The organism is Staphylococcus equorum (assembly GCF_001747895.1).
Taxonomy (GTDB): Bacteria; Bacillota; Bacilli; order Staphylococcales; family Staphylococcaceae; genus Staphylococcus; species Staphylococcus equorum_A.
Genome location: NZ_LNNB01000020.1, coordinates 65,516 through 87,365, shown reverse-complemented (window position 1 = coordinate 87,365; position 21,850 = coordinate 65,516). Strand labels below are relative to the sequence as shown.

Sequence of the window (21,850 nt, the reverse complement as noted above, 5' to 3'; positions counted from 1 at the left end):
ATACAAATATAAACCGCATACATCGGTTATAACATGTTTAAATGTACTATGTATGTAAGTAAAAATATCTTTTATAATGAACGCGCTTATTCAAATTTTTTACGTATTTGTATGTGTTACTCGCTATAAATGATAAACTCGCTCCAAATACCTAAAAAAGCTTTAGGATAACCTAAAGCTTTTCAACTTAAAACATCCCACTCAAAGGTATTAAACCACAAAACTAAAATCCTTAATTTTCCAATAACAATTATATTGCTAATTAAGTGGTAATTACATGTTATAGGGAATCGATATAAAATTCACTATTTTATTAACTGTTTTTTAAACCTTTGAAAATCAGGATTTACTATTTCTAACATTATGTAATCCTAAGCTTATATCAATAGCAACATTAACTTCTTTCATTTTACTTTCAGAAAGGTATGTTAATTTTTCTTTCAGCCTATTTTTATCTAAAGTTCTAATCTGCTCAAGCAGTATTACAGAATCTTTATCAAGCTTATACTTACTTTTTTCTATTTCTACATGTGTAGGTATTTTAGCTTTATTAATCCTACCAGTAATTGCAGCTACAATTACGGTAGGACTATATTTATTTCCAGTATCATTCTGTATGATAACGACAGGTCTTATTCCCCCTTGTTCAGACCCTTGAACTGGTGATAAATCAGCTAAATAAACGTCTCCTCTTCTCATCATTCATTGTTATTCTTAGAGCTGAGGTAAACTTCATTGCAATCACAAGCTTCACATTCAAATGGAAATGCTTCTGCTGCAAGGGAGAGATTTAAATCGGCCATTTGAGAATAGCCTTCTTTTAATAGTTGTTCAATACTATGGTTTCTGCTTTGATTAAAACTTGCCATGAATAAAGACCTCCATGTTACTAAAATAGAATATATTGAGATTCGTTGTTAGACTCATAATAACAAATTTTACATTAAGTGACTATACTATTTTAGTAATTCATTGCGAATTTCTAGGTCTTGCGTCCCATGATAAATTCGTGGAAGCCTTCTATTTAGTCTACACAACACTTCATAATTAATAGTCTGTTGCTGTCGCCCCATAGCTTCTGCTGATTGTGGACTGTCACTATGGTAATCCATTAAAATGACTTTATCACCTGCATTAACTTCTTCAGGAATTTTAATTATTGTTTGATCCATACACACTTTTCCAATTACTTCGCATTGATGTCCATTCACGTTTACACTAAATCCTGTCATCATTCTCGGGTAACCATCTGCATAACCTACTGGGATGATTCCGATTTTTGTAGGTTCTTTCGCTGTATATATACTTCCATAACTCACAGATTCTCCAGTTTGTAATACTTTAGTTTGAACGACTTCACTAATCCATTGTGCACTTGGTTTTAAGTGTACCTTCACTTTTGATTTAACGTACTCTGAAGGATAATAACCATATAATGATATGCCTATTCTGACTGTATTACAAAACTGACTGTCTTTCATCAATGCACCTGCAGAATTTTGAGAATGTATGTAATTAGGCTTTTCTACCTGTTCAACAATTTCTTCAAAATATGCTTGTTGTTTATTCATCGAATCACCCGGTTCATCAGCACATGCGAAATGTGTAAACACGCCTTCAAAAACTAAATGCTCATGTGATTGAATTAATTCAATGACTTCTTTGTACTCATCTACATTTTTTATTCCTAACCTGCCCATGCCAGTATCTAATTTGGCATGAAGCCATAAATCTTTTTCATTATTAGTTGGAATTTCTTCAATAGCTTCAGCGAGCCATGCTTTAGATGGCACTGTGATTGCTACACGATGCTGAATTGCTTTGTTTATGTTATATGTTGGAATAACTCCAAGTACAAGTATTTTTGCATTGATTCCATGCATACGAAGTTCAATTGCTTCATCCAATGTTGCAACTGCGAAAAACTCAGCTCCATTTTCCATTAATTGACGTGCTATTTTAATGCTACCAAGACCATAACCATTCGCTTTAACTACCGGCATAACTGTTTTATTTGGGTGTAATGTTTGAAATACTTGAAAATTTGAAACAATAGCATTTAAATCTACATTCAAGTACGTCGATCTATAATACTTATCAGACATTAAGTATGTACCTCCTATTTCAATAAATAGCTTTCGCTAGTTTTCTACAATAAATCAATTTTATAACAATGATGATAGGATAACCAAATTAAACATACTGGAATATAGAAAAAATTCAATAAATTAAACTTCTAAAATAACTTGGCTCATAGCATAATGTTCCGTATGTGTAATACTTACATGCACTTTAAAGCCTTCATAGGTAATACAAGGCTTACCATTTTCATCGTTAAAACAGTCAATATCATTAAATGCTACTGTTTTACCTAGACCCGTACCTAGTGCTTTACTAAAAGCCTCTTTACAAGCAAATCTACCTGCAAGAAATTCCATTTTACGTTGTTCATTTTTGAAACAATTAAACTTTTGTAGTTCATTGATAGTTAATATACGTTCTAGCAATTTATCTTGTCTGCTATAAAGTTTTTTTATTCTTGTTATCTCTATTAAATCTACACCTATACCGTGTATCATAAGTCTCCCCCAATCATATAAAGCCTGTGATTTATTTTAAATCACTATTATCTTTAGAATACTCAATATCTGAAGCTTCATTTTCTGTTACTTCAATTGTTTTATTAACATTCTTTATTTTGTACTTTAATGTAGCCGCTATATCTTTGTCGATAAGTTTAATCTCAGTATTTCCACCTGCTGTCGACAACGTTAAACTTGCTAATTTATATTTGCGCATTAAAATACCTTCGTGTGTATCGACATTTTGAATTCTGAATAACGGGATTTTGATTACTGAAACAAACCACAAACCATTTCTTACAATGATTTCATTTTCATCTAGTTTATATCTAAAGATTTGATATTGGTACATTGGAATTAAAATAGCACCCAGCAGCAATTGAATTACGATAATAATCACACCAATAATTAAGACCCATATCATCGTATTGGAATTAAGCCATTCCAACCACATTGTATTAACAATATATATCGCTGCTAAAATTAATACAAATATCGTCGTCATGATATATGCCGAGAGACGCATGACTGTTTTTCCAGATCTATCCATATAATTATATTCATTCATGATGCTCACCTCTCAAATACCAATTTTGAAGTGTTTCAACTTCTTTGTAATTATTAAATTTCAAACCCACAGCTTCATTTCCCGCAGCTTTTGCAATGATAAAATTAAAATGACCTAAATCACTATTAATTAAAAATGGATTCCGTTTAATTTCCATTCCTAGTATTTTCCCATGCTTGAAATACGTGTTTTTGAATCCAAATGTAGTTACATTACGTACTACTAGTTCATCATTTCGTACTTTTAATCCAGATGATTTAATAACTATAAGGCTATGGATAATTAGCAGTAAAATAATAACTGCTGCGATAACAAATGACCATGGTGACCAGAAATAATTAACGATAGTTGCAATCACTAGCAATATGACTGTTTCTTGCCAAAAATACCTATGGAAACCTCTCCAAGGCATACCCTGTTCCGCATTTTCAAACGCCATACTAGGAATAAGTGATTTAATGATTTCGAATGCTTTTTTACGTTTAATAAAAGGTAAGATCATAACATTTCCATCTAATGAAATATCGTCTTTATCATTACCATTCATATCGCTCGTAATCACAAAATGTATAGACGTAAAACCGAATAGTTTTCTTAAGAAAGATTGTTTTTCGACTACAGCTTGGACTCTATCAGTTGGCACTGTGATGCTCTTAACATTAAATAAACCATATCGGATATTCAATTGATTATCATTTTGTGTCACAGTGTAATTATAGTTTTTTATAATTACAATTAATGTACCCAATATATAACTTGCGACAACAATAGTCGCAACCATTATTAACACAATCACAAAAATCGCTTGAGAAATCCGCGCAAACTCACCAGTGATCCATTCCCATGGTATTACTTCTGAAAAGGCACCAATTATCGGTGAAATTGCTGCAAACGCCACGCCTATCGCCCCACTCGTTAATGCCATAAACAATAATTCTTTAAAATTAAGCTTATATAAGCGTACAGGTTGCGATTGTTGCTCCGACATATCCTCATTATCCTCTTGTTCAGGAATTCTAGTTAAATCCGGTTCTTCATTTTGACTAGTTAATTCTTGCTGTTTTTCTTTAATTGTAAGTTGTATTAATTCACTTTGTTTTTTAGAAATAGTGTCCAAATCAATACCATCACTCGGCGTTTTGATTTGTAATTTCACGCCACCTACGATTTGATTTATAATGCCTTGTGATGTATCTAATGTTTGTATACGACGTATGTTAAGTTCTTTTCTTTCTTTAGTAAAGATACCAGTTGCTAAAACAAAATGATCATTTTCAATCCAATATGTCGTGTTATAAACTTTTAATACTTGTGCTACAAATGAAAATAAAAAGAAGGCAAAAACGATAGCTGGGAATATGTATGAAGTTATATTTGTAAAATCAAAATCCTGAATATTAAATACTAAAAAAATAATAATCAAAAAGATATTTTGCTTTATAGCTTCAATAACACCCGTTAAATAAGAAATGGGATGTAACTTTTGAGGATTATACATCAAAATCAGCTCCTCTCAAGTAGTTGAGAGTTAGTAATTCGAATGACTTCGCATCATCTGTAAACATCAGTGGAAAACTAACCCTGTGACCAGCAGTAATTAATGTAGTTTTAGAGAGGCTCATTTTTTTCAAAATTGGGTTGTTCTGTCTTTCAATAAGCTGTGTGCGTTCTAATTTCACTATCTTTTTAGATTTAAAGAAGAAATCGTATTTTACTTCTATATAATTTTCTTTAATTCTATAAAATGTGTATTTAAACTTAATCCAGGGTCTAATCAATAAACGCACAAAGTCAAACACTATAAAAGCAACGATTAAATATATAATGAAATGCCACCAATTAAAGTGACTCCATAAAAATATTAAAATAACCGAAACGATCAAACTAACAATAAATTCCAGTCCTTCGATTATGTAGTAATACTTCATAGCTTGTTTAGGACTTCTGTTAAATAGTTGGTCGTTAGTCATATATACACTCCTTAATTAAGATTTCAATTTATTATAACATAGCTTTTATAGTCATTTCATTATCCATTTAAAACGTATAAATAACTATTCTTGTTTTAAATATATTGCACTTAATATTTATTATTCATCATAGCTTTTATGACGCTTTTCTTAAAAAACGCAAAAAAATCATCCCACGTAAGTGGAATGATTAAACCTAAATTTCATATATGATAAATTATTTTTTATTTTTGGTGGTCGGCGAACGTGCGACCTTTCATTGATTTCTTGTTGTTATTGTTTCTGTCAGAAGATTTTTCGTTCTTCTTATTATTGTTGAATCCGCCTTTTGAACGACGATTTTTGTTATCAAATTTGTTGCCACGTTTATTGTTGCCTTGACCGCCACGTTTTGGTCCGCGACCTTGACGACCACCTTTACCACGAGATAATGGTTTTTCAAATGTCAATTGAACATCAACTTCGTCATTTGATTCAACCAATTCTTGTAATAATGAAGCAACTAAATCAACATCACTATATTCTTCAATTAATTCTGAAGCAATACGTTGTAATCTTGGTTCATTTTCTCTAGACATCCACTTTTCAACTTTACCTTTAATATCGTTTTCACGTGCTTTAAGCACTTCTTTACGATGAGGTGGTCTCATTGCAGTCATTTGTCTCTTGTTTGCTTGTTCAATTTGACGGATATAATCCATTTCAATTGGGTTCACAAATGTGATTGCTACACCTTTTTTACCAGCACGACCAGTACGGCCGATTCTGTGTGTATAGCTTTCAGTATCTTGAGGTATATCAAAGTTATAAACATGGCTTACGTTTGAAATATCTAGTCCTCGTGCTGCAACATCTGTCGCAACTAAGATATCTAATTGATCATTTTTGAATTTCTTCAATACTTCCAAACGTTTCGCTTGAGTAATGTCACCATGTAAACCTTCAGCTTTGTAACCTTTAGAGATTAACGCACTTGTTAATTCATCTACACGACGTTTTGTACGGCCGAATACAATAGCTAATTCTGGTTGGTGTACATCTAATAGATTCGTAAATGTATCGAATTTTTCTAATTCTTTTACGATTGTATAGTACTCTTCGATTTGTGGATTAGACATTTCATTATTCATTGTTTTAACAATTACTGGTGTTTTCATGAATTGTTGAACTAATGTTTGAATAGCTTTTGGCATTGTAGCTGAAAACAGCATTGTTTGACGTTGTGACGCTGGGATTTTATCCATGATAAATTTCATATCATCGATGAAGCCCATGTTCATCATTTCATCCGCTTCATCTAATATAAGCGTATGGATGTCATTAGTTTTTAATGTACGACGGTTAAGGTGATCAATCACACGACCTGGCGTACCTACAACGATTTGCGGTCCTTTTTTAAGCGATTTGATTTGACGGTCGATCGGCATACCGCCAAATACAGTAACAACTTGTACGTTTAGACCTTTAGCAAATTCTCTGATTGATTCAGCTACTTGCATAGCTAATTCTCTTGTTGGTGCAAGGATTAATGATTGTACGCCTTCTTGGCCTGTCACTTTTTCAACTAGTGGAATACCAAACGCGCCAGTTTTACCTGTACCTGTTTGCGCTTGACCAAGAACGTCTTTGCCTTCTAAGGCAAGAGGGATACTCTCTTTTTGTATAGGAGTGGCGTCATCGAACCCCATTGATGCTAGGGTTTCTGCCATCTTATCTGAGAGCCCTAATTCTTTAAATTTTTGCAATATAATTCTCCTTTATTTATCTGTATTTATATACATATATGTTCACTTAAGTTTCTTCAACTTCTTAATAGTACCACCTCAAGTATATAATCGCAATAAACCAAATTTGGTTAAATGCAATAACTTTACTAGTTTTAAAATCTTTTAAAACAGCAAAAATACCGAAATATATAGGTTGTAAGCGTTTAACTTTATTTCATAAACTTACTTTATACTCTCTTAAAAAAATTTATTAATTTATTTATTCTGTTAATTGTCAGAATATTTTACTTATAAGATATGGCTTATTCACCCCTTATTTAACTTGAATTTCAAAGATTCTTTAATTGAACAATGCATTGATATCGTTGTTAAGCTTAACTGTAAGTTCTTTTATGAAACATCGTTTTTTTAACAAGAGTATATGAGTTACATTTATAAATACTTGTTGTCTTATATAAGTTTTCCCGTTTTAGAAAAATAAAAACGAGCAGTTAGATTTCTAATCGAATTCTAACTGCTCGTTTTTTTGGTTAATGTTTAAATTAAAGCTTCGACAACCTCTTCTAATTTCATTCCTCTAGAACCTTTGACTAAAATTTTATCATCAGGTTGAACATAAGCTTGTAAAGTTGTTATCAAAGCCTGCTTATCGTCGTAATGCTCTGCATACGTTACATAAGCTTTGCCCGCGTTACAAATATATTTTGAGGCTTGACCAAAAGTAAATAATGCATCGATATTTTTATCTTCTAAATATAGACCTACATTTTCATGCATCATCTGACTATCAGGACCTAACTCTAACACATCTCCAAGTACGATGATTTTTCTCCCTTTCATAGCTGAAAGGGTATCAATCGCTGCTTTCATACTTGTAGGGCTCGCGTTATATGCATCATTAATGACTAATCTATTGTCACTGGTATAATGTTGTTCCATTCTCATACCAGTAAGTTCTACTTTACGTAAGTTGTTAAATATTGTGTCATAACTTAAGCCTAATCTTTTACCAACAGCAATTGCGATTGTTGCGTTCTTCATATTATGTTCACCTAATATTGGTAATTCGAATCTCTCTTCTCCGTTAATATTAAATGCGATACCTGCGTTTTCAATATCTTCAATCTGACAAACGAGTGTGTTGTCTTTGTCTTTACCAATACTTACTATATCTGCATCTTCTATTTTCTTAACGTGAGACTCTAATAATGGTTCATCACCATCATAAATAAAGACGCCATTCTCTCTTAATCCTATTGTAATTTCAGCTTTAGCTTGGGCAATACCCTCTCTAGAACCTAAATCTTGCATATGTGATTCACCAATGTTAGTAATTACCGCTATATTAGGTTCCGCTAATTTTGACAATAACTCAATTTCATTAAAACCTGACATCCCCATTTCTAAAATTGAAATCTCAGTATCTTGATTTAATTCTAATATCGTTAATGGTAACCCAATTTCGTTGTTATAATTGCCTTGTGTTTTTTTAACTTTAAACTGTGGCTTTAAAACACTTTCAATCATATCTTTGGTCGTGGTCTTACCATTTGAACCTGTCACTGCAATGACTTGTGGCCCAACAAATTCTAAATAAGCTTTAGCTAATTGTTGTAATGCTTTGAGTGTATGCTCTACCCATATCACTGGACCGTTTATATTTTCATCTAATGTTACGTCTTTTTGATGAAATACTGCACCTGCGCCATCCTTCAATGCTTGTGCGACGTATTTGTGTCCATCTACATTTTCACCTTTAAATGGGATGAATAAATTTTGATTGTTGATTACACGTGAATCAATAGAAACACCTTTAATCGTATGATCTAAATATTCATTATCAATGTCACATGGGATCCAGTCTTTGATTTGTTCTAAAGTTACTTCAATCATTATTCATTCGCCTCAGTCAATTTTGTATTTATTTTGTTTCTTATCTTCATGTTTTTCTTTCGCTAATTCAATTAATCTTTCAATTAATTCCGCATATGTTACGCCCATATTTTCCCAAAGTCTTGGGTACATACTATAAGCAGTAAAGCCTGGCATTGCATTTGTTTCATTAATAAAAATTTGATTGTCTTCAGTGACAAAGAAATCAGCTCGTAACAAACCAGAACAATCTGTTGCTTTAAATGCTTCGACAGCCATATTTCTTAATGTTGTTTGCACTTCTTCATCTAAATCAGCAGGAATATCTAATTTTATTTTTCCATCTTTATACTTCGCTTTATAATCATAGAATGCTACATCTTTAATCACTTCACCTGGCGCAGTCGTTTCAGGATAGTCATTACCAAGTACAGCTACTTCTATTTCTCTCGCATCAATACCTTGTTCAATTACTAATTTACGATCAAATTGGAATGCTTCTTCAATACCAACTTTCAATTCTTCTTCATTATTACATTTACTAATACCAACACTAGAGCCTAAGTTTGCTGGCTTTACAAATACTGGATATTCTAACTTGTCATGTACAAGTTTCAAAATGTTACTTTCATATTTATGATATTCACTTCTTAAAAAGCTCACATAAGGTAGTTGAGGTAATCCTCTATGCGCGAATAATTGTTTCATAACAAGTTTATCCATCGAGCTTGAGGCAGCTAAAACACCGTTTCCTACATATGGTATATCTAATACTTCAAATAAACCTTGAATTGTACCATCTTCACCATTCGGTCCATGTAATACTGGGAAAACTGCACTATAGGCGTTCCCTGTGCTACCAATACTAAGTAGTTGAGAGATTTCACCTGCAGCAACATCTGTTAAACGTAAAGTGTCTATTTCATTTATAGTGTCTACGATATTTTCTTTCTTTTTCCAGTCACCTTCATTTGTTATGTAAATGATGTCTATTTGATATTGATCTTTATCAATCGCGTTCAAGACATTTTGTGCTGTTAATATTGAAACATCGTGTTCCGCACTTTTTCCTCCGTATACGATACATACATTTTCTTTAGCCATACTTTAGCCTCCATATACAATTCTTAAACTACATCATATCACGATTCAATATTTTTTTGCATTTGTTTAGTAGTATAAAAACTTTTTATTTTTCAATTTAGTATATGGCACTTTACAATGGATTAAAAGTAATAACTTTAACTCATCAATATACAGTTATCTTATTATAATTTTTCAATTTAGCACCCTACTTCTAGCAATATACATAAAAGTTCGGTAAAATCTATATATATTACAAAGTTAAAGAAAACTAAGCTTTTCAAAGGAGTAAGAAATGAGTACTTCACGTCAATTAAAAAACAACCATTGGATACGGCGGGTCGACTGGACTTTAGTAGGCTTCCTCGTATTGTTAGCAATTATTAGTGTAACAATAATCAATTCAGCTATGGGTGGCGGCCAATATAGCGCCAACTTTAGCATTAGACAAATTCTGTATTATGTCTTTGGTGGATTCATAGCATTTTTAATCATGTTAATTTCACCTAAGAAACTAATGAAATATACATATTTATTGTACTTTCTTCTTTGTGCAGCCTTATTTATATTAATCATTATTCCAGAAACACCGTTCACACCTATTATAAATGGTGCGAAAAGTTGGTATAAACTAGGTCCAATCAGTGTACAGCCTTCAGAATTTATGAAAATAGTGTTGATATTGGCGCTTGCTAAACTAATTTCAAAGCATAATCAATTCACTTTCAATAAATCATTGGAGACAGATTTTAAATTACTACTGAAAATTTTTGGTATTTCTGTTATCCCTATGGGGCTAATTCTACTACAAAATGACTTAGGTACAACGCTTGTTATATGCGCCATTATTGTTGGTGTCATTATAGTAAGTGGTATCACATGGAAAATAATTGCACCATTGTTTATTGCAGTATTCGTCTTAGCTTCAAGTATCATCTTATCTATTATTTTCAAGCCCTCGCTTATTGAGAATAGTTTGGGCATTAAGACCTATCAACTCGGACGTATTAGTTCATGGCTAGATCCTTATACTTATAGCAGTGGCGACGGCTATCATTTAACAGAATCACTTAAAGCCATTGGATCTGGTCAACTATTTGGTAAGGGCTTCAATCAAGGTGAAGTATATATACCTGAGAATCATACTGATTTCATTTTCTCTGTTATTGGAGAAGAGTTTGGCTTCATTGGCTCAGTCATTTTAATTCTAGTGTTCTTAGGATTTATGTTCCACTTAGTTAGACTTGCGACTAAAATAGAATTACCATTCAGCAAGTTATTTATTATTGGTTACACGGCACTTATTCTATTCCACGTATTACAAAATATAGGTATGACAATACAGTTATTACCTATAACTGGTATTCCATTACCATTTATAAGTTACGGTGGTAGTTCCTTATGGAGTTTAATGTGTGGTGTTGGTGTGTTATTATCCATTTCTTATCATCAACCGAAACAGTACTCACCTGACATTCAAAAAACAAAATAAAGAATGAATACATTTTAATTTCTACTTCCAACAAAAAGAACTGTTACAATCATCTCAATGATCATAACAGTTCTTTTTTTATACCAATTATTTAATAAAACAGCTTTTCTATATAACAAAAAACGACTAGAGCACACTGCTCCAATCGCTTAGTTGGGTAACTTTACTATTTCAATTCGTTAGCGGCTTTCACAGTTGTCGGCAAAGTCTGCATAACTTCTAATCTTGATTTTGTTTTCTTTATGTTTACCCCTAATGATGATAATAGTTTAACTACATTTTGAATCTTTTCGTTATCTTTACTCATATCATCACCCCTAAATTACTTGCTTCTACTATATCTTACCCTATTTAATTACTAAATACTACATTATATTCAAAATTTTTTTATTATAATCAAATATTTAGTCAATTTTATTGTATAATTACATCGTAAAAATAGTTTTTCTTTGTAAAATAAGTTTTTAAAAATAACAAACACCACTTAAAGTGAAACTATAATCTGTTTTCAACATTTCAGTTTAATATAAAATTTCATATCCTAAATCATAAACTTCTTTTTCTAGATTATTTAAACTTGCAGGGGTTTCAAAATCAATGAAAATTTTGCCATTATTGCTCTTGATTTCGATATTGACTTGGTCTACACCGTGTAATTGCATAAGCCGCTGTTCGATATGTTTTTGCTGTGTTTCATTTTCTATACCAGAAATATAAATCACTTTTGTTTCCACTACGTTCACCTTGCCTAATCCTTCATTAATTTCTGAAATGTAACCAATAGTTCTTCCATAGCTTCCTCTTGTTGTCCTTGCTCTACTTTATCCATAATACAACTTTTCATATGATGGTCTAGTAATTTAGTAGCAACACTATTTAAAGCAGAACGAGTAGCTCTAATTTGTGTGAGTACGTCATCACAATAAACATCTTCATCTACCATGCGATTAATCGCTCTCACTTGGCCTTCTATACGATTTAATCTTGATTTTAAATTAGATTTAATTTGTTCTGAGTGATGCGCTTTTTGTATTTCCGCCATATATTACACGCCTCCTAATAATTTCAATTATATGTTATACCCCCATGCGGTATTAGTCAAATGATAAAACCTTATATTCATGTTACAATAATTAAGACTTTTATAGTACTTTAAATAACTGAAACGCATTTTGGAGGTTTAATATGATAGATATATTTTCTTTAACGTTTAACAATACAAACGTTATTCTTAACATCATTTTTCTTGGCGCATTTATATTAAACCTTATCTTTGCCTTCACAATTATTTTTATGGAACGACGTTCGGCAGGCGCCGTGTGGGCGTGGCTGTTAGTGTTAGTTTTCATACCTATATTAGGCTTTATCATCTATCTATTGTTTGGGCGACAAATTCAGCGCAACCGTATCTTCACTTTAGATGAAGAAGATAAAATAGGTATTGAAATGATTGTTAATGAACAATTAGAAGCCTTAAAAAACGATGAATTTTCAAAAGGTAATCATCAAATTGTTAAATTTAAAGATATGGTTCAAATGTTGTTATACAATAATGCTGCCTTTTTAACAACAGACAATGATATTGATATCTTTACAGATGGTAAAGAAAAGTTTGATGCACTTATTAAAGATATAAATGAGGCAAAAGATTATATCCATATCCAATACTATATCTTTAGAAATGATGACTTAGGTAAACGTATTTTAACAGCGCTCGAGCACAAACTTGAACAAGGGTTAGAAGTGAAGATGCTTTATGATGACATGGGCTCGCGTAGTTTATCACTTAAAGATTTTAAATCATTTCGAAAAAAAGGTGGCAAAGTTGAAGCCTTTTTTCCTTCTAAATTGCCATTAATCAATTTAAGAATGAACAATCGAAATCACCGAAAGTTAGTAATTATTGATGGACATATTGGCTACATCGGCGGTTTTAATGTTGGTGATGAATATTTAGGATTAAAGAAAAAATTTGGTTACTGGAGAGATACACATTTGCGCATCGTTGGCGATGCTGTTAACGCACTTCAATTACGTTTTATGCTCGATTGGAACGTTCAATCAACACGTGATAATTTGAAATATGCTGAACGTTATTTTCCTGATGTGGATTCTGGAGGTACAATTGGTGTCCAAATCGCATCTAGTGGGCCAGATGAAGATTGGGAACAAATCAAATATGGTTATTTGAAAATGATTACTTCTGCTAAACAGTCTATTCATATTCAATCTCCTTATTTTATTCCAGATCAATCATTCTTAGACGCGATAAAAATCGCAGCTTTAGGTGGCGTCGAGGTGAATATCATGATTCCTAATAAACCTGACCATCCGTTTGTATATTGGGCTACCTATAATAACGTAGCATCACTTTTAGATGCAGGTGCGAATATTTTCCATTATGACAATGGATTTTTACATTCAAAAATACTGCTTATCGATGACGAAGTTGCAAGTGTGGGTACTACAAACATGGATCACCGAAGCTTTACTTTAAACTTTGAAATTAATGCTTTTATTTATGACACTTTCATAACAAAAGAACTTAAAGCTACTTTTGAAAAAGATTTAGCCTTATCCTATCGACTAACAAAAGAGCGTTATGAGCAGAGAAGTTTGTGGATTAAATTTAAAGAAGGCATTGCAAGACTCTTATCACCTATTTTATAATAATTTAACTCTGTCCAAAGTAATCGATTAACATCAATATTACTTTGGACTTTCTTTATTATAAAGTGAATGATCATATTAAATCACTAGCTTAAATCACTTTATTTCTATGAAAAGAGGCGTTTAAATGAATCCGCAAGAGATAGTCAATTCAGCGCAGATATATATGGAAACATTTCATAAAGATGATGCAACTGGCCACGATGTCGCTCACGTATTGCGTGTCGTTAAAATGGCAAAATACATTGCGCAACAAGAGCAAGTTGGAAATTTATTAACCATTCAACTAGCTAGTTTATTACATGATACGGTTGACGCAAAACTAACTGATGCTAGCCAAGCAAAACCTAAATTAACACAATTTTTGACTCAACTTCAGCTGCCAATACAACAGCAAGAAGCTATTCTGCATATTATTGAACATATGAGTTATAAAAATGGAGAAAATAATGATATTTCATTATCAATAGAAGGCCAAATTGTACGTGATGCTGATCGCCTCGATGCTATCGGTGCAATTGGTATTGCTCGTACTTTCCAATTTGCTGGCCATTTCGGAGAACCCATGTGGATAGAAGGAGAATACAACGATACTTTATCTAACAAAGAAATCGATAATAATACTGTTCCAGCATCAGCTATTAAACACTTTTATGAAAAACTGTTTAAACTTAAAGCATTAATGCATACACCAACCGCTAAACAGCTTGCACAACAAAGACATGAGTATATGGAAGTATTTGTAACTCAATTTTTTAATGAATGGTATTTCAAATAATACAAAAAAGGCGTCGTAGTTATACTACGACGCCTTTTTTATTACAAATTTGTTTAAAATTTAAATAATTTATTTTTTCTTATTTTTCTTAGAAACAACTTGTGTGTTTTTACCTTTGCTCTCTGCTTCAGCTTTGTTTTTCTCCATTGCTTCAATCATTGGTGCAACTTCTTTTTTAGCAAGTTTAGAATAATGAATATTCGCTACATATGTTTGTGCAATTAAGAATGCCGCACTGACAGACCAATAAAGACCTAATGCTGACGCAGAACTTAATGAAATCCACACAATCATAATTGGTGAAATAATCATCATCATGTAACCCATTTGACGTTGCTCGTTTGGCATACTCTTACTTGAAACATAAGCTTGTAAGAAGTATAAGATACCTGCAATAACCGTAATCCAAATATCTGGTTTAGCTAAGTTAAACCATAAGAAATCAGGGTGTTCAGTAAAACCACCACTTGTAGGATATTTCAATACGAAGAAAAGCCCCATGATGATTGGCATTTGAAGCAAGATTGGTAAACAACCTAACATGCTCTTCATCGGATTCATATCATATTTCTTGTAAACTTCCATCATTTCTTGGTTAGCTGCCATTTTTTCTTCTTGCGTACGTGAACGCTTAACCTTTTCTTGAATTGCATCAATATCCGGTTTAGCAACTTTCATTTTTTCACGCATCATGTGACTGTTTTTATAATTCGATAACATGAATGGTAATAATATGATACGCATCGCCAATACAATGACAATAATTGCTAGTCCATAGTCGTTATTAAAACTAGTTCCTAACCAATGTATAAGACTGTCCATTGGATTTACGAACGTATTATAGAAAAACCCATCTCTATTTTCAGGTTTAGAATAGTCACAACCTGCTAAAAAGACCATTACACCTAATAATAAAGGGAGTAGCGCTTTCTTCTTCATTTTTCCACCTCTAATGATTTATTCACATAGAATTTATTTTATCATACTCATAGGGAAGTAGAAAACAAAAAAAGAAATTTTTATACATTATTCAACAGTTTGTAAAAATTGTCTCACTGATTCACTTATATTTTGACTTTTAGCAATAGCCGAAATAATTGATATACCATCTGACCCAGCATGAATTATAGATGGTGTATTATCTAAATTGATGCCACCAATCGCAACAATCGGGAAATCATTAACGTAATGTCTTAATTGTGTAATCATTTCTGGACCAACCGGCAAACTTGCATCATCTTTAGATGTCGTTGCAAACATTGGACCGACGCCTATATAATCAACATATTTCAAATCAGAATTTAAGTATTCATCTACATCACCTACACTCAGACCAATGATTTTATTTTCAAATTGTTGTGCAAATTCATTTACTTCCAAATCATTTTGCCCTACATGAATACCATCTGCATCAATATCTTTAGCTAAACTCACATCATCATTTACTATAAAAGGTACATCGTATTGATGGCACAAAGAAAGTAATTGTTTTGCTAACTTCACTTTATCATCACCTACTAATGCGGTTTCCCCTTTCTCTCTATACTGAAATAGTGTTATACCTGCTTCTAAAGCTTCAGTTACAACATCAATAATCGATTTATCTTCTGCAACATCTTGCGTTCCACAAATAAAATAAAGTTTTAGCTTACTTTTATCAAACATTATTGCACCTCTTGACTGCGTATTAAATTCAAATAATCATCATATGTGACTTGATATAAAGCATTCATTAATTCAACCATAAATGCGCCAGGCCCTCGATTATCCGAAATTTTTTCAGCTTGTTCAGCAGCAATATTATATACAGTAACTGCTTCCACCAACTGATTTAATTGTAGTTGCTGGTTAGATTTTAAAAAGCTAGCTATCACAGCACCTAATAAACAACCTGCGCCTGTGACTTTTGCAAGCATAGGCGAACCATTAGCCAGTTTCACAATTTTATCTTCATGCACTACAACATCTTCTTCACCTGTGATAACAATCGCTGTCCCAAATTGTTTATGAGCTTTTTTAGCAATATTCACTGCATCCAGATTCATTTCGCTATCTGTACCTTTCATCTGTGTATCATTATCAATAAGTGTTAAAATTTCTGATGCATTACCTTTGATAACTGCTACCTTCACTTCATTTAAAAATGTCTCACAAAAATCTTTGCGGTATTGTGATGCCCCTACAGCAACAGGATCAAAGACGATTGGTGTTCCAATTTGATTAGCTACCTTCGCAATTTTTAAAATATCTGACTCTTTATCTTTAGTCAGCGTGCCAATATTAATCAGTAAAGTATTCGCGTGCGTTAACATATCTGACGCTTCCTCTGGTGCTTCACTCATTGCAGGACTTGCACCTAAACTTAATAAGCCATTTGCGGTAAAATTTTTAACAACATCGTTTGTATAACAAATAACTAACGGGTTATTATTTCTGAGTGCTTCTAAATTATTCATCATCTAATCCTACCTCTTTCATATATGCAAAATGATTAACTGGTCCTCTACCTTGACCAATTTCAGGTGTGTGTTTAATACTTAAAGAAATAAACTGTTTTGCTTTTTTCACTGCTTCATATATTGTTTTGCCTTTTGCTAATTCTGCAGTAATTACTGCAGAAAAAGTACATCCGGTACCATGCGTATGTTTTGTATCAAATCGAGGCTCTTCAAAAGTATATACATTTTCTTTAGTGAATAAATAATCTTTAGCGAAGTCTAAATCCTCTGAGTGTCCACCTTTAATTACAACACCTTTACTGCCAATTTCATTAATGAAAATGTCCCCTGCTTTATAAATTGATGCTTCATCTTGTATCGTTAATCCTGTTATTTCCTCTGCTTCAGGCAAGTTTGGTGTTGCCACAGTAGCATAAGGCAATAAAATGTTTTGCAAGTCAGCTTTAGCATCCTCATCCATCAACGAGTCACCACTTTTAGCTAACATTACAGGATCTATCACATAAGGAATCTCTGGATATTGCTTTAAATAATATTGTATTAATTCCATCATTTCTTTTGAAGCAATCATGCCTGTTTTCAACGCATGAGGCAACTCATCATCAAAGATGCTTTCTAATTGCTCAGATAACCAACTTGTTTCTATGTTATGAATATGTTGAACGCCTTTTGTGTTTTGCGCTACGATACTCGTAATCGCAGCCATACCGTATACGCCACAAGCATGAAATGATTTTAAATCTGCCATGACACCTGCGCCACCCGTTGGATCTGTGCCTGCTATAGTTAAAGCAATTTTAGGTTTATTCATTATTAATCCCTCCATAAGGCCATTCTTCTTCAGTGAATGACATATTAAAAAATTTACGCTCATGAACTGTACTCTGTAAGAAACAATCTTTTATATCAGCTTTCTCTTGTTTCGTACAATTTTGTGTCAATTTATCCATTAAATTATCAAAAACATGCACAAGTTCATCCATTTCGGTACTATAAAATTCAAACCATTTTGCCAAAATAGAATTGGTATTCAAAGTATTGTCTTGTAACGCTTGTTGTGCAATAACTTGATACACATATGGACAAGGCGCCATGGCAGCAATTGTATATGCTGCATTTTCTTTAGCAAAAGCATTAAAATACATATGCTTAATATAGTGATCGCCACTCGGTGGCCAAACTTTTTCTTTTACTATTTCATTGTAAGGTTCATTTACATATTCAGCCAATATTTCGTGTGCCTCTACTTCTCCATCAACTATAAATTGTATCTGCTCAACTAAAAATTTCACATCTTCCATTTGCTCCATTTTAGGTATAAGTAATGCGTAAATATTAGCAAATTCCTTTAAATAAGATGCATCTGCTCTTAAATAAAATTTAGTAGCATCTTTCGATAAACGACCTTGTAACATTTCTTGTATAAATGGATCATTATAGATATCATCAATAATTGGCTTGGCATCTGTTTTTAATTCTTTTGAAAATAACACTTTAAGTCCTCCTAAATATAAAAAAACTACATTCCAAGTAAGAATGTAGTTAATTAATAGAAAGGCTAAGCAATTCAATTATAAATTAAACTACTTTCCTACGTTGGCATTAACCAAATCAGGTCGTAAGGGTCTGAACTAAATCATCTCAGCCATAAAGGCTCCCCTAGTAGATTTTCATATATTATTATTTCTTTAAACATAACAAATGTAGTGTGACATTGCAAAAGAACGTACTTCAATAAAAAATCTATGTTGTATATATCATAGATAATTGTACAGTAACTAACTACAAGCTGTAGTTGTCTTAGCAGAAAATATGTACAAAAAAAGTGCCAACAAAGTCAGAAACTTTGTTGGCACTGTTCTATATTATTAATAATTAATTACTGACTAAATTATGCAGTAACCCATTGTGAAGCGCCTGCAGTGTTATAAAGTTTAACTGCTGCTGCATCTTGTACTGATTCAGGTGCTTCTGTTGGAGATACACCTTGGTAAGCTGCTGGAGCTACTGAATCCCAAGTGCTTTGTAGGAATTGGTATTTACCTGCTGCACCTGATGATGGGTTAACAGCGTTAAGGTCGCCGCCTGATTCACGTTGAGCAATTGCTTGTAAATGAGAGTTAACATTTACTGATGAACCACTTGAAGCTTCACTTGATTCTTTTGAAGCAGATTCTTGTTGTGGTTGTTGAGTTGTTTCAGTTTTTGGTGCTTCTTGTTGAGCTGGCTCTGCAGCTTGTTCTGCTGGTGCTTCTTGTTGAGCTGGCTCAGCTGCTTGTTCTGCTGGTGCTTCTTGTTGTGCAGGTGCTTCAGTTGATCCTCCACCAAAGCTCCAGCTAAAGTTTGTACCATCTGATTCAAAGCTATAGTCTGTACCATTATAATTAAAATCTATGTCATAAGCGCCTTCTTGTACAGGTGCTTCATTTAATTGTTCTGAATTTGATTGCGCTAATTGAGCTAATTCTGCTTTGTCTACGCCTTGTTCTGAAGCGTCAGCTGAATTTACTGCTCCTGTTACGCCTAATCCTAGTGCTAAAGTTGATGCGATTACTGTTTTTTTCATTGTTAAAAAGTCCTCCTATAAGGTGATTAATTTATTTTATGATTAATTTGCAAGTACAACTATACCATTCAAAAAATCTTTGTAGGTTACAGTGAAATAAAAAAAATAAGCTTTTTTTTACAACCTAATTACATCAACAATACTCATTTTTATGTATATTTAAGCATATAATCACTATCATGATAACCTTTTGTACTATTATTGGCTCTATATCCTTGTAATATTGTCGTAATTAAACTGATTATTCTGTATTATGAAAATGCTATAACTCGCATTTTTAAGATGTTTTGTGAATTGAAATTTACAGTGCTTTTACATTCCTTTATTTTTTGTCGCATATATTTATGGATATAATATGTAAAGCTATTCCCCTAGATTGGGCATTATTAAGAGGAATAGCCTGAAAGAAGTATAATTGATAGTAGGATTTAATGTATATTAATTGGAATAGTTTAATGTGGGATAAATTTTAAGTGGGAGTTTATACAATTTCGTATATATCATTTTCTTGAATATTAATTTCGTTGAATGATTCATGTTCTTGCTCTAATGGGAATGGTTCAAAAAGTTCATCAGTTTCATTTTTAATTCGTGGAGACATGAATTTAATTGTTTCAATATAAAGTTCTGATACAAAATGCATCTGTCCTTCTTTTTCAAATTTACGTGATTGCATTTGTCCTGTAATACCTACAAGTGATCCTTGATTGATATACTTTTCAATATTGTCAGCAATTTTACCAAATGCTTTACAATACAAATAATCACAGACTGTATTTTGATCTTTATCTTTATAGTTTCTATTTACCGCTACACAAAAGGTAGCTAATTTCTTTCCCTCCTTTTCATAAATTTTGGGATCTTTTGTTAATCGTCCTACAATGACGATGTTATTTATCATAGGTCACCTCCTTTGTGTTTTAATCATAATTAAATTTATAAATTGAGTCAAAAATCACTTTTTCATAAACCAAAAAGTAAATTACTACTAATTTCTACAAATTTCACCTTTCTCTTTTGAAATTACGTTATAATGATTATATAAATGCAATTATAGTAGATTTTAAATTAATCAATTGGATGTGAAGACGATGAAAACATTTAAAGCCGTTCGATTTCAAATCGTATCAGAAAATGGCGGAGTTACTGAATATGAATTAGAAGATGGAGTCATTATAAATAAAGAAAATAGTGGTACTGGCTGGTTGCTTGAAATCGTCATTTCAGACTTCCATTATGAAACTATGAAACAGCATATGAACAATGAAGATCTCTTGGATATTCGCGTTGTCATTACACGTCCAGCTAATGATCCTGCGCTATTTGACGCAACGATTAAAAACATCAGTCAATTAGATGGCACTATTTCTGTAGTTTTTGAGTGTCACATCTATACTTTGAGACAAGTTTATGCAGAAAGTTTATTAGAACAGTTGATTGATGAAGGCCTAACTGGTGAAGAATTGAAAAAATCATTTAATCGTATGATGCAATCTAAACCAAGACTTAAAGATGAAAGATTCGAAAAGTAAATACTAAACACAAAAATGCCTTAAGGATTTAGTAGAATTCACAAATCCTTAAGGCATTTTATTTATGCTTTATCTTGTATTGCAAATGTTAATTCACAACTACATGCAAGTTGACCATCAACAGTTGCTTTCGCAGTCCCTTTTCCAATTGGTCCACGCATCTTCGTTATTTCAACTTCTAACTGCAAAGTGTCACCTGGTGTGACTTGTTTTTTAAATCGACATTTATCGATACCCGCAAATAATGCAAGCTTGCCCTTATTTGCATCACTATTTAAAATAGCTACCGCACCTGTTTGTGCTAGGGCTTCTGTAATTAATACGCCTGGCATAACTGCAAATTCAGGAAAATGTCCTTGGAAAAATGGCTCATTCCCAGAAACTTGTTTAATAGCAACACAACGTTTGCCCTCTTCATATTCAATCACGCGATCAATTAATAAAAAAGGTTGTCTGTGTGGAATAATATCTTTAATTTGATTATAATCGAAAATTGTCTCCATCGTTTGCTTCCTCCAAATCTTCTTTCGTTGCGAGTTCTATATTAATAC

At 32.5% G+C, this 21,850-nt stretch carries 25 protein-coding genes and 1 riboswitch; of the genes, 4 read left to right on the top strand and 21 right to left on the bottom strand.

Annotation, left to right across the window (positions count from 1 at the left end):
* Positions 1-339 precede the first annotated feature (339 nt).
* The 10 genes from AST02_RS10340 to AST02_RS10295 form a co-directional block, all read right to left on the bottom strand.
* Complete coding sequence (locus AST02_RS10340) at positions 340-702, bottom strand: type II toxin-antitoxin system PemK/MazF family toxin (RefSeq protein WP_002511418.1); 363 nt, start codon at positions 700-702, stop codon at positions 340-342.
* Positions 699-869 carry a type II toxin-antitoxin system antitoxin MazE gene (gene mazE / locus AST02_RS10335; RefSeq protein ID WP_002507108.1) on the bottom strand — a complete coding sequence of 57 codons (171 nt, stop codon included), beginning with the start codon at positions 867-869 and terminating at the stop codon, positions 699-701. The genes AST02_RS10340 and mazE overlap by 4 nt, the downstream gene beginning before the upstream one ends.
* A gap of 87 nt (positions 870-956) precedes the next feature.
* Positions 957-2,105 (bottom strand): alanine racemase, encoded by a 1,149-nt coding sequence (alr, locus tag AST02_RS10330; protein ID WP_046466110.1) that lies wholly within the window; start codon positions 2,103-2,105, stop codon positions 957-959.
* Positions 2,106-2,228: 123 nt separating this feature from the next.
* Complete coding sequence (gene acpS / locus AST02_RS10325) at positions 2,229-2,579, bottom strand: holo-ACP synthase (protein WP_069817700.1); 351 nt, start codon at positions 2,577-2,579, stop codon at positions 2,229-2,231.
* Between the two features lie 31 nt (positions 2,580-2,610).
* Entirely contained in the window at positions 2,611-3,150 is a 540-nt protein-coding gene (locus tag AST02_RS10320; protein ID WP_069817699.1) for a PH domain-containing protein, read from the bottom strand.
* Positions 3,143-4,648, bottom strand: coding sequence for a PH domain-containing protein (locus AST02_RS10315; protein WP_069817698.1), 1,506 nt, complete (start codon positions 4,646-4,648; stop codon positions 3,143-3,145). The genes AST02_RS10320 and AST02_RS10315 overlap by 8 nt, the downstream gene beginning before the upstream one ends.
* Entirely contained in the window at positions 4,641-5,120 is a 480-nt protein-coding gene (locus AST02_RS10310) for a PH domain-containing protein (protein WP_069817697.1), read from the bottom strand. The genes AST02_RS10315 and AST02_RS10310 overlap by 8 nt, the downstream gene beginning before the upstream one ends.
* 224 nt (positions 5,121-5,344) lie before the next feature.
* A complete protein-coding gene (gene cshA, locus AST02_RS10305; protein WP_069817696.1) occupies positions 5,345-6,865 on the bottom strand; it encodes a degradosome RNA helicase CshA in 1,521 nt (506 codons plus the stop codon).
* Positions 6,866-7,384: 519 nt separating this feature from the next.
* On the bottom strand, positions 7,385-8,740 hold the full coding sequence (locus tag AST02_RS10300; RefSeq protein WP_069817695.1) for a UDP-N-acetylmuramoyl-tripeptide--D-alanyl-D-alanine ligase: 1,356 nt from the start codon (positions 8,738-8,740) through the stop codon (positions 7,385-7,387).
* A gap of 12 nt (positions 8,741-8,752) precedes the next feature.
* On the bottom strand, positions 8,753-9,823 hold the full coding sequence (locus tag AST02_RS10295) for a D-alanine--D-alanine ligase (RefSeq protein ID WP_046466117.1): 1,071 nt from the start codon (positions 9,821-9,823) through the stop codon (positions 8,753-8,755).
* A 274-nt stretch (positions 9,824-10,097) separates the two neighbouring features.
* Between AST02_RS10295 and AST02_RS10290 the strand changes: the two genes are divergently transcribed.
* Positions 10,098-11,294 (top strand): FtsW/RodA/SpoVE family cell cycle protein, encoded by a 1,197-nt coding sequence (locus tag AST02_RS10290; protein WP_069817694.1) that lies wholly within the window; start codon positions 10,098-10,100, stop codon positions 11,292-11,294.
* Positions 11,295-11,460: 166 nt separating this feature from the next.
* Here the strand turns inward: AST02_RS10290 and AST02_RS14240 are convergent, their stop codons facing one another.
* The 3 genes from AST02_RS14240 to csoR all read right to left on the bottom strand — a co-directional run bounded on the left by AST02_RS14240 (position 11,461) and on the right by csoR (position 12,336).
* The gene (locus AST02_RS14240) at positions 11,461-11,601 is read right to left on the bottom strand and encodes an Lmo0850 family protein (RefSeq protein WP_002507098.1); all 141 of its coding nucleotides are present in this window, start codon (positions 11,599-11,601) and stop codon (positions 11,461-11,463) included.
* Positions 11,602-11,815: 214 nt separating this feature from the next.
* Positions 11,816-12,037 carry a putative copper chaperone CsoZ gene (csoZ, locus tag AST02_RS10285; protein ID WP_226957495.1) on the bottom strand — a complete coding sequence of 74 codons (222 nt, stop codon included), beginning with the start codon at positions 12,035-12,037 and terminating at the stop codon, positions 11,816-11,818.
* Positions 12,038-12,042: 5 nt separating this feature from the next.
* Positions 12,043-12,336, bottom strand: coding sequence for a copper-sensing transcriptional repressor CsoR (gene csoR, locus AST02_RS10280; protein ID WP_069817693.1), 294 nt, complete (start codon positions 12,334-12,336; stop codon positions 12,043-12,045).
* 143 nt (positions 12,337-12,479) lie between these two features.
* On the opposite strand from csoR, the gene cls reads away from it, so the two are divergent.
* Both cls and AST02_RS10270 read left to right on the top strand, forming a co-directional pair.
* Positions 12,480-13,964, top strand: coding sequence for a cardiolipin synthase (cls, locus tag AST02_RS10275; RefSeq protein ID WP_046466121.1), 1,485 nt, complete (start codon positions 12,480-12,482; stop codon positions 13,962-13,964).
* Positions 13,965-14,091: 127 nt separating this feature from the next.
* Positions 14,092-14,742, top strand: a complete 651-nt coding sequence (locus AST02_RS10270) for an HD domain-containing protein (protein ID WP_069817692.1) — start codon at positions 14,092-14,094, stop codon at positions 14,740-14,742.
* Positions 14,743-14,811: 69 nt separating this feature from the next.
* Here AST02_RS10270 and yidC read toward each other — a convergent pair whose 3' ends face one another.
* From yidC to AST02_RS10235, 7 genes are all read right to left on the bottom strand, one after another.
* Positions 14,812-15,681 (bottom strand): membrane protein insertase YidC, encoded by an 870-nt coding sequence (yidC, locus tag AST02_RS10265; protein WP_069817691.1) that lies wholly within the window; start codon positions 15,679-15,681, stop codon positions 14,812-14,814.
* Between the two features lie 87 nt (positions 15,682-15,768).
* Positions 15,769-16,407: a thiamine phosphate synthase gene (gene thiE / locus AST02_RS10260; protein ID WP_069817690.1), complete on the bottom strand. Its 639-nt coding sequence runs from the start codon at positions 16,405-16,407 to the stop codon at positions 15,769-15,771.
* Complete coding sequence (gene thiM / locus AST02_RS10255) at positions 16,407-17,198, bottom strand: hydroxyethylthiazole kinase (RefSeq protein ID WP_069817705.1); 792 nt, start codon at positions 17,196-17,198, stop codon at positions 16,407-16,409. Before thiM ends, thiE begins: the two co-directional genes overlap by 1 nt.
* On the bottom strand, positions 17,191-18,012 hold the full coding sequence (gene thiD, locus AST02_RS10250; RefSeq protein WP_069817689.1) for a bifunctional hydroxymethylpyrimidine kinase/phosphomethylpyrimidine kinase: 822 nt from the start codon (positions 18,010-18,012) through the stop codon (positions 17,191-17,193). Before thiD ends, thiM begins: the two co-directional genes overlap by 8 nt.
* Positions 18,005-18,694: a thiaminase II gene (tenA, locus tag AST02_RS10245; RefSeq protein WP_069817688.1), complete on the bottom strand. Its 690-nt coding sequence runs from the start codon at positions 18,692-18,694 to the stop codon at positions 18,005-18,007. Before tenA ends, thiD begins: the two co-directional genes overlap by 8 nt.
* Before the next feature lie 78 nt (positions 18,695-18,772).
* Positions 18,773-18,872: riboswitch (TPP riboswitch) on the bottom strand.
* Positions 18,873-19,092: 220 nt separating this feature from the next.
* Positions 19,093-19,767, bottom strand: a complete 675-nt coding sequence (locus tag AST02_RS10240) for a transglycosylase family protein (RefSeq protein ID WP_069817687.1) — start codon at positions 19,765-19,767, stop codon at positions 19,093-19,095.
* A 481-nt stretch (positions 19,768-20,248) separates the two neighbouring features.
* Positions 20,249-20,668 carry a single-stranded DNA-binding protein gene (locus AST02_RS10235; RefSeq protein ID WP_069817686.1) on the bottom strand — a complete coding sequence of 140 codons (420 nt, stop codon included), beginning with the start codon at positions 20,666-20,668 and terminating at the stop codon, positions 20,249-20,251.
* A gap of 190 nt (positions 20,669-20,858) precedes the next feature.
* On the opposite strand from AST02_RS10235, the gene AST02_RS10230 reads away from it, so the two are divergent.
* Positions 20,859-21,299: a YwpF-like family protein gene (locus tag AST02_RS10230; protein ID WP_046466129.1), complete on the top strand. Its 441-nt coding sequence runs from the start codon at positions 20,859-20,861 to the stop codon at positions 21,297-21,299.
* Positions 21,300-21,361: 62 nt separating this feature from the next.
* Here the strand turns inward: AST02_RS10230 and fabZ are convergent, their stop codons facing one another.
* Entirely contained in the window at positions 21,362-21,802 is a 441-nt protein-coding gene (gene fabZ / locus AST02_RS10225) for a 3-hydroxyacyl-ACP dehydratase FabZ (protein WP_046466130.1), read from the bottom strand.
* Between the last annotated feature and the right edge of the window lie 48 nt (positions 21,803-21,850).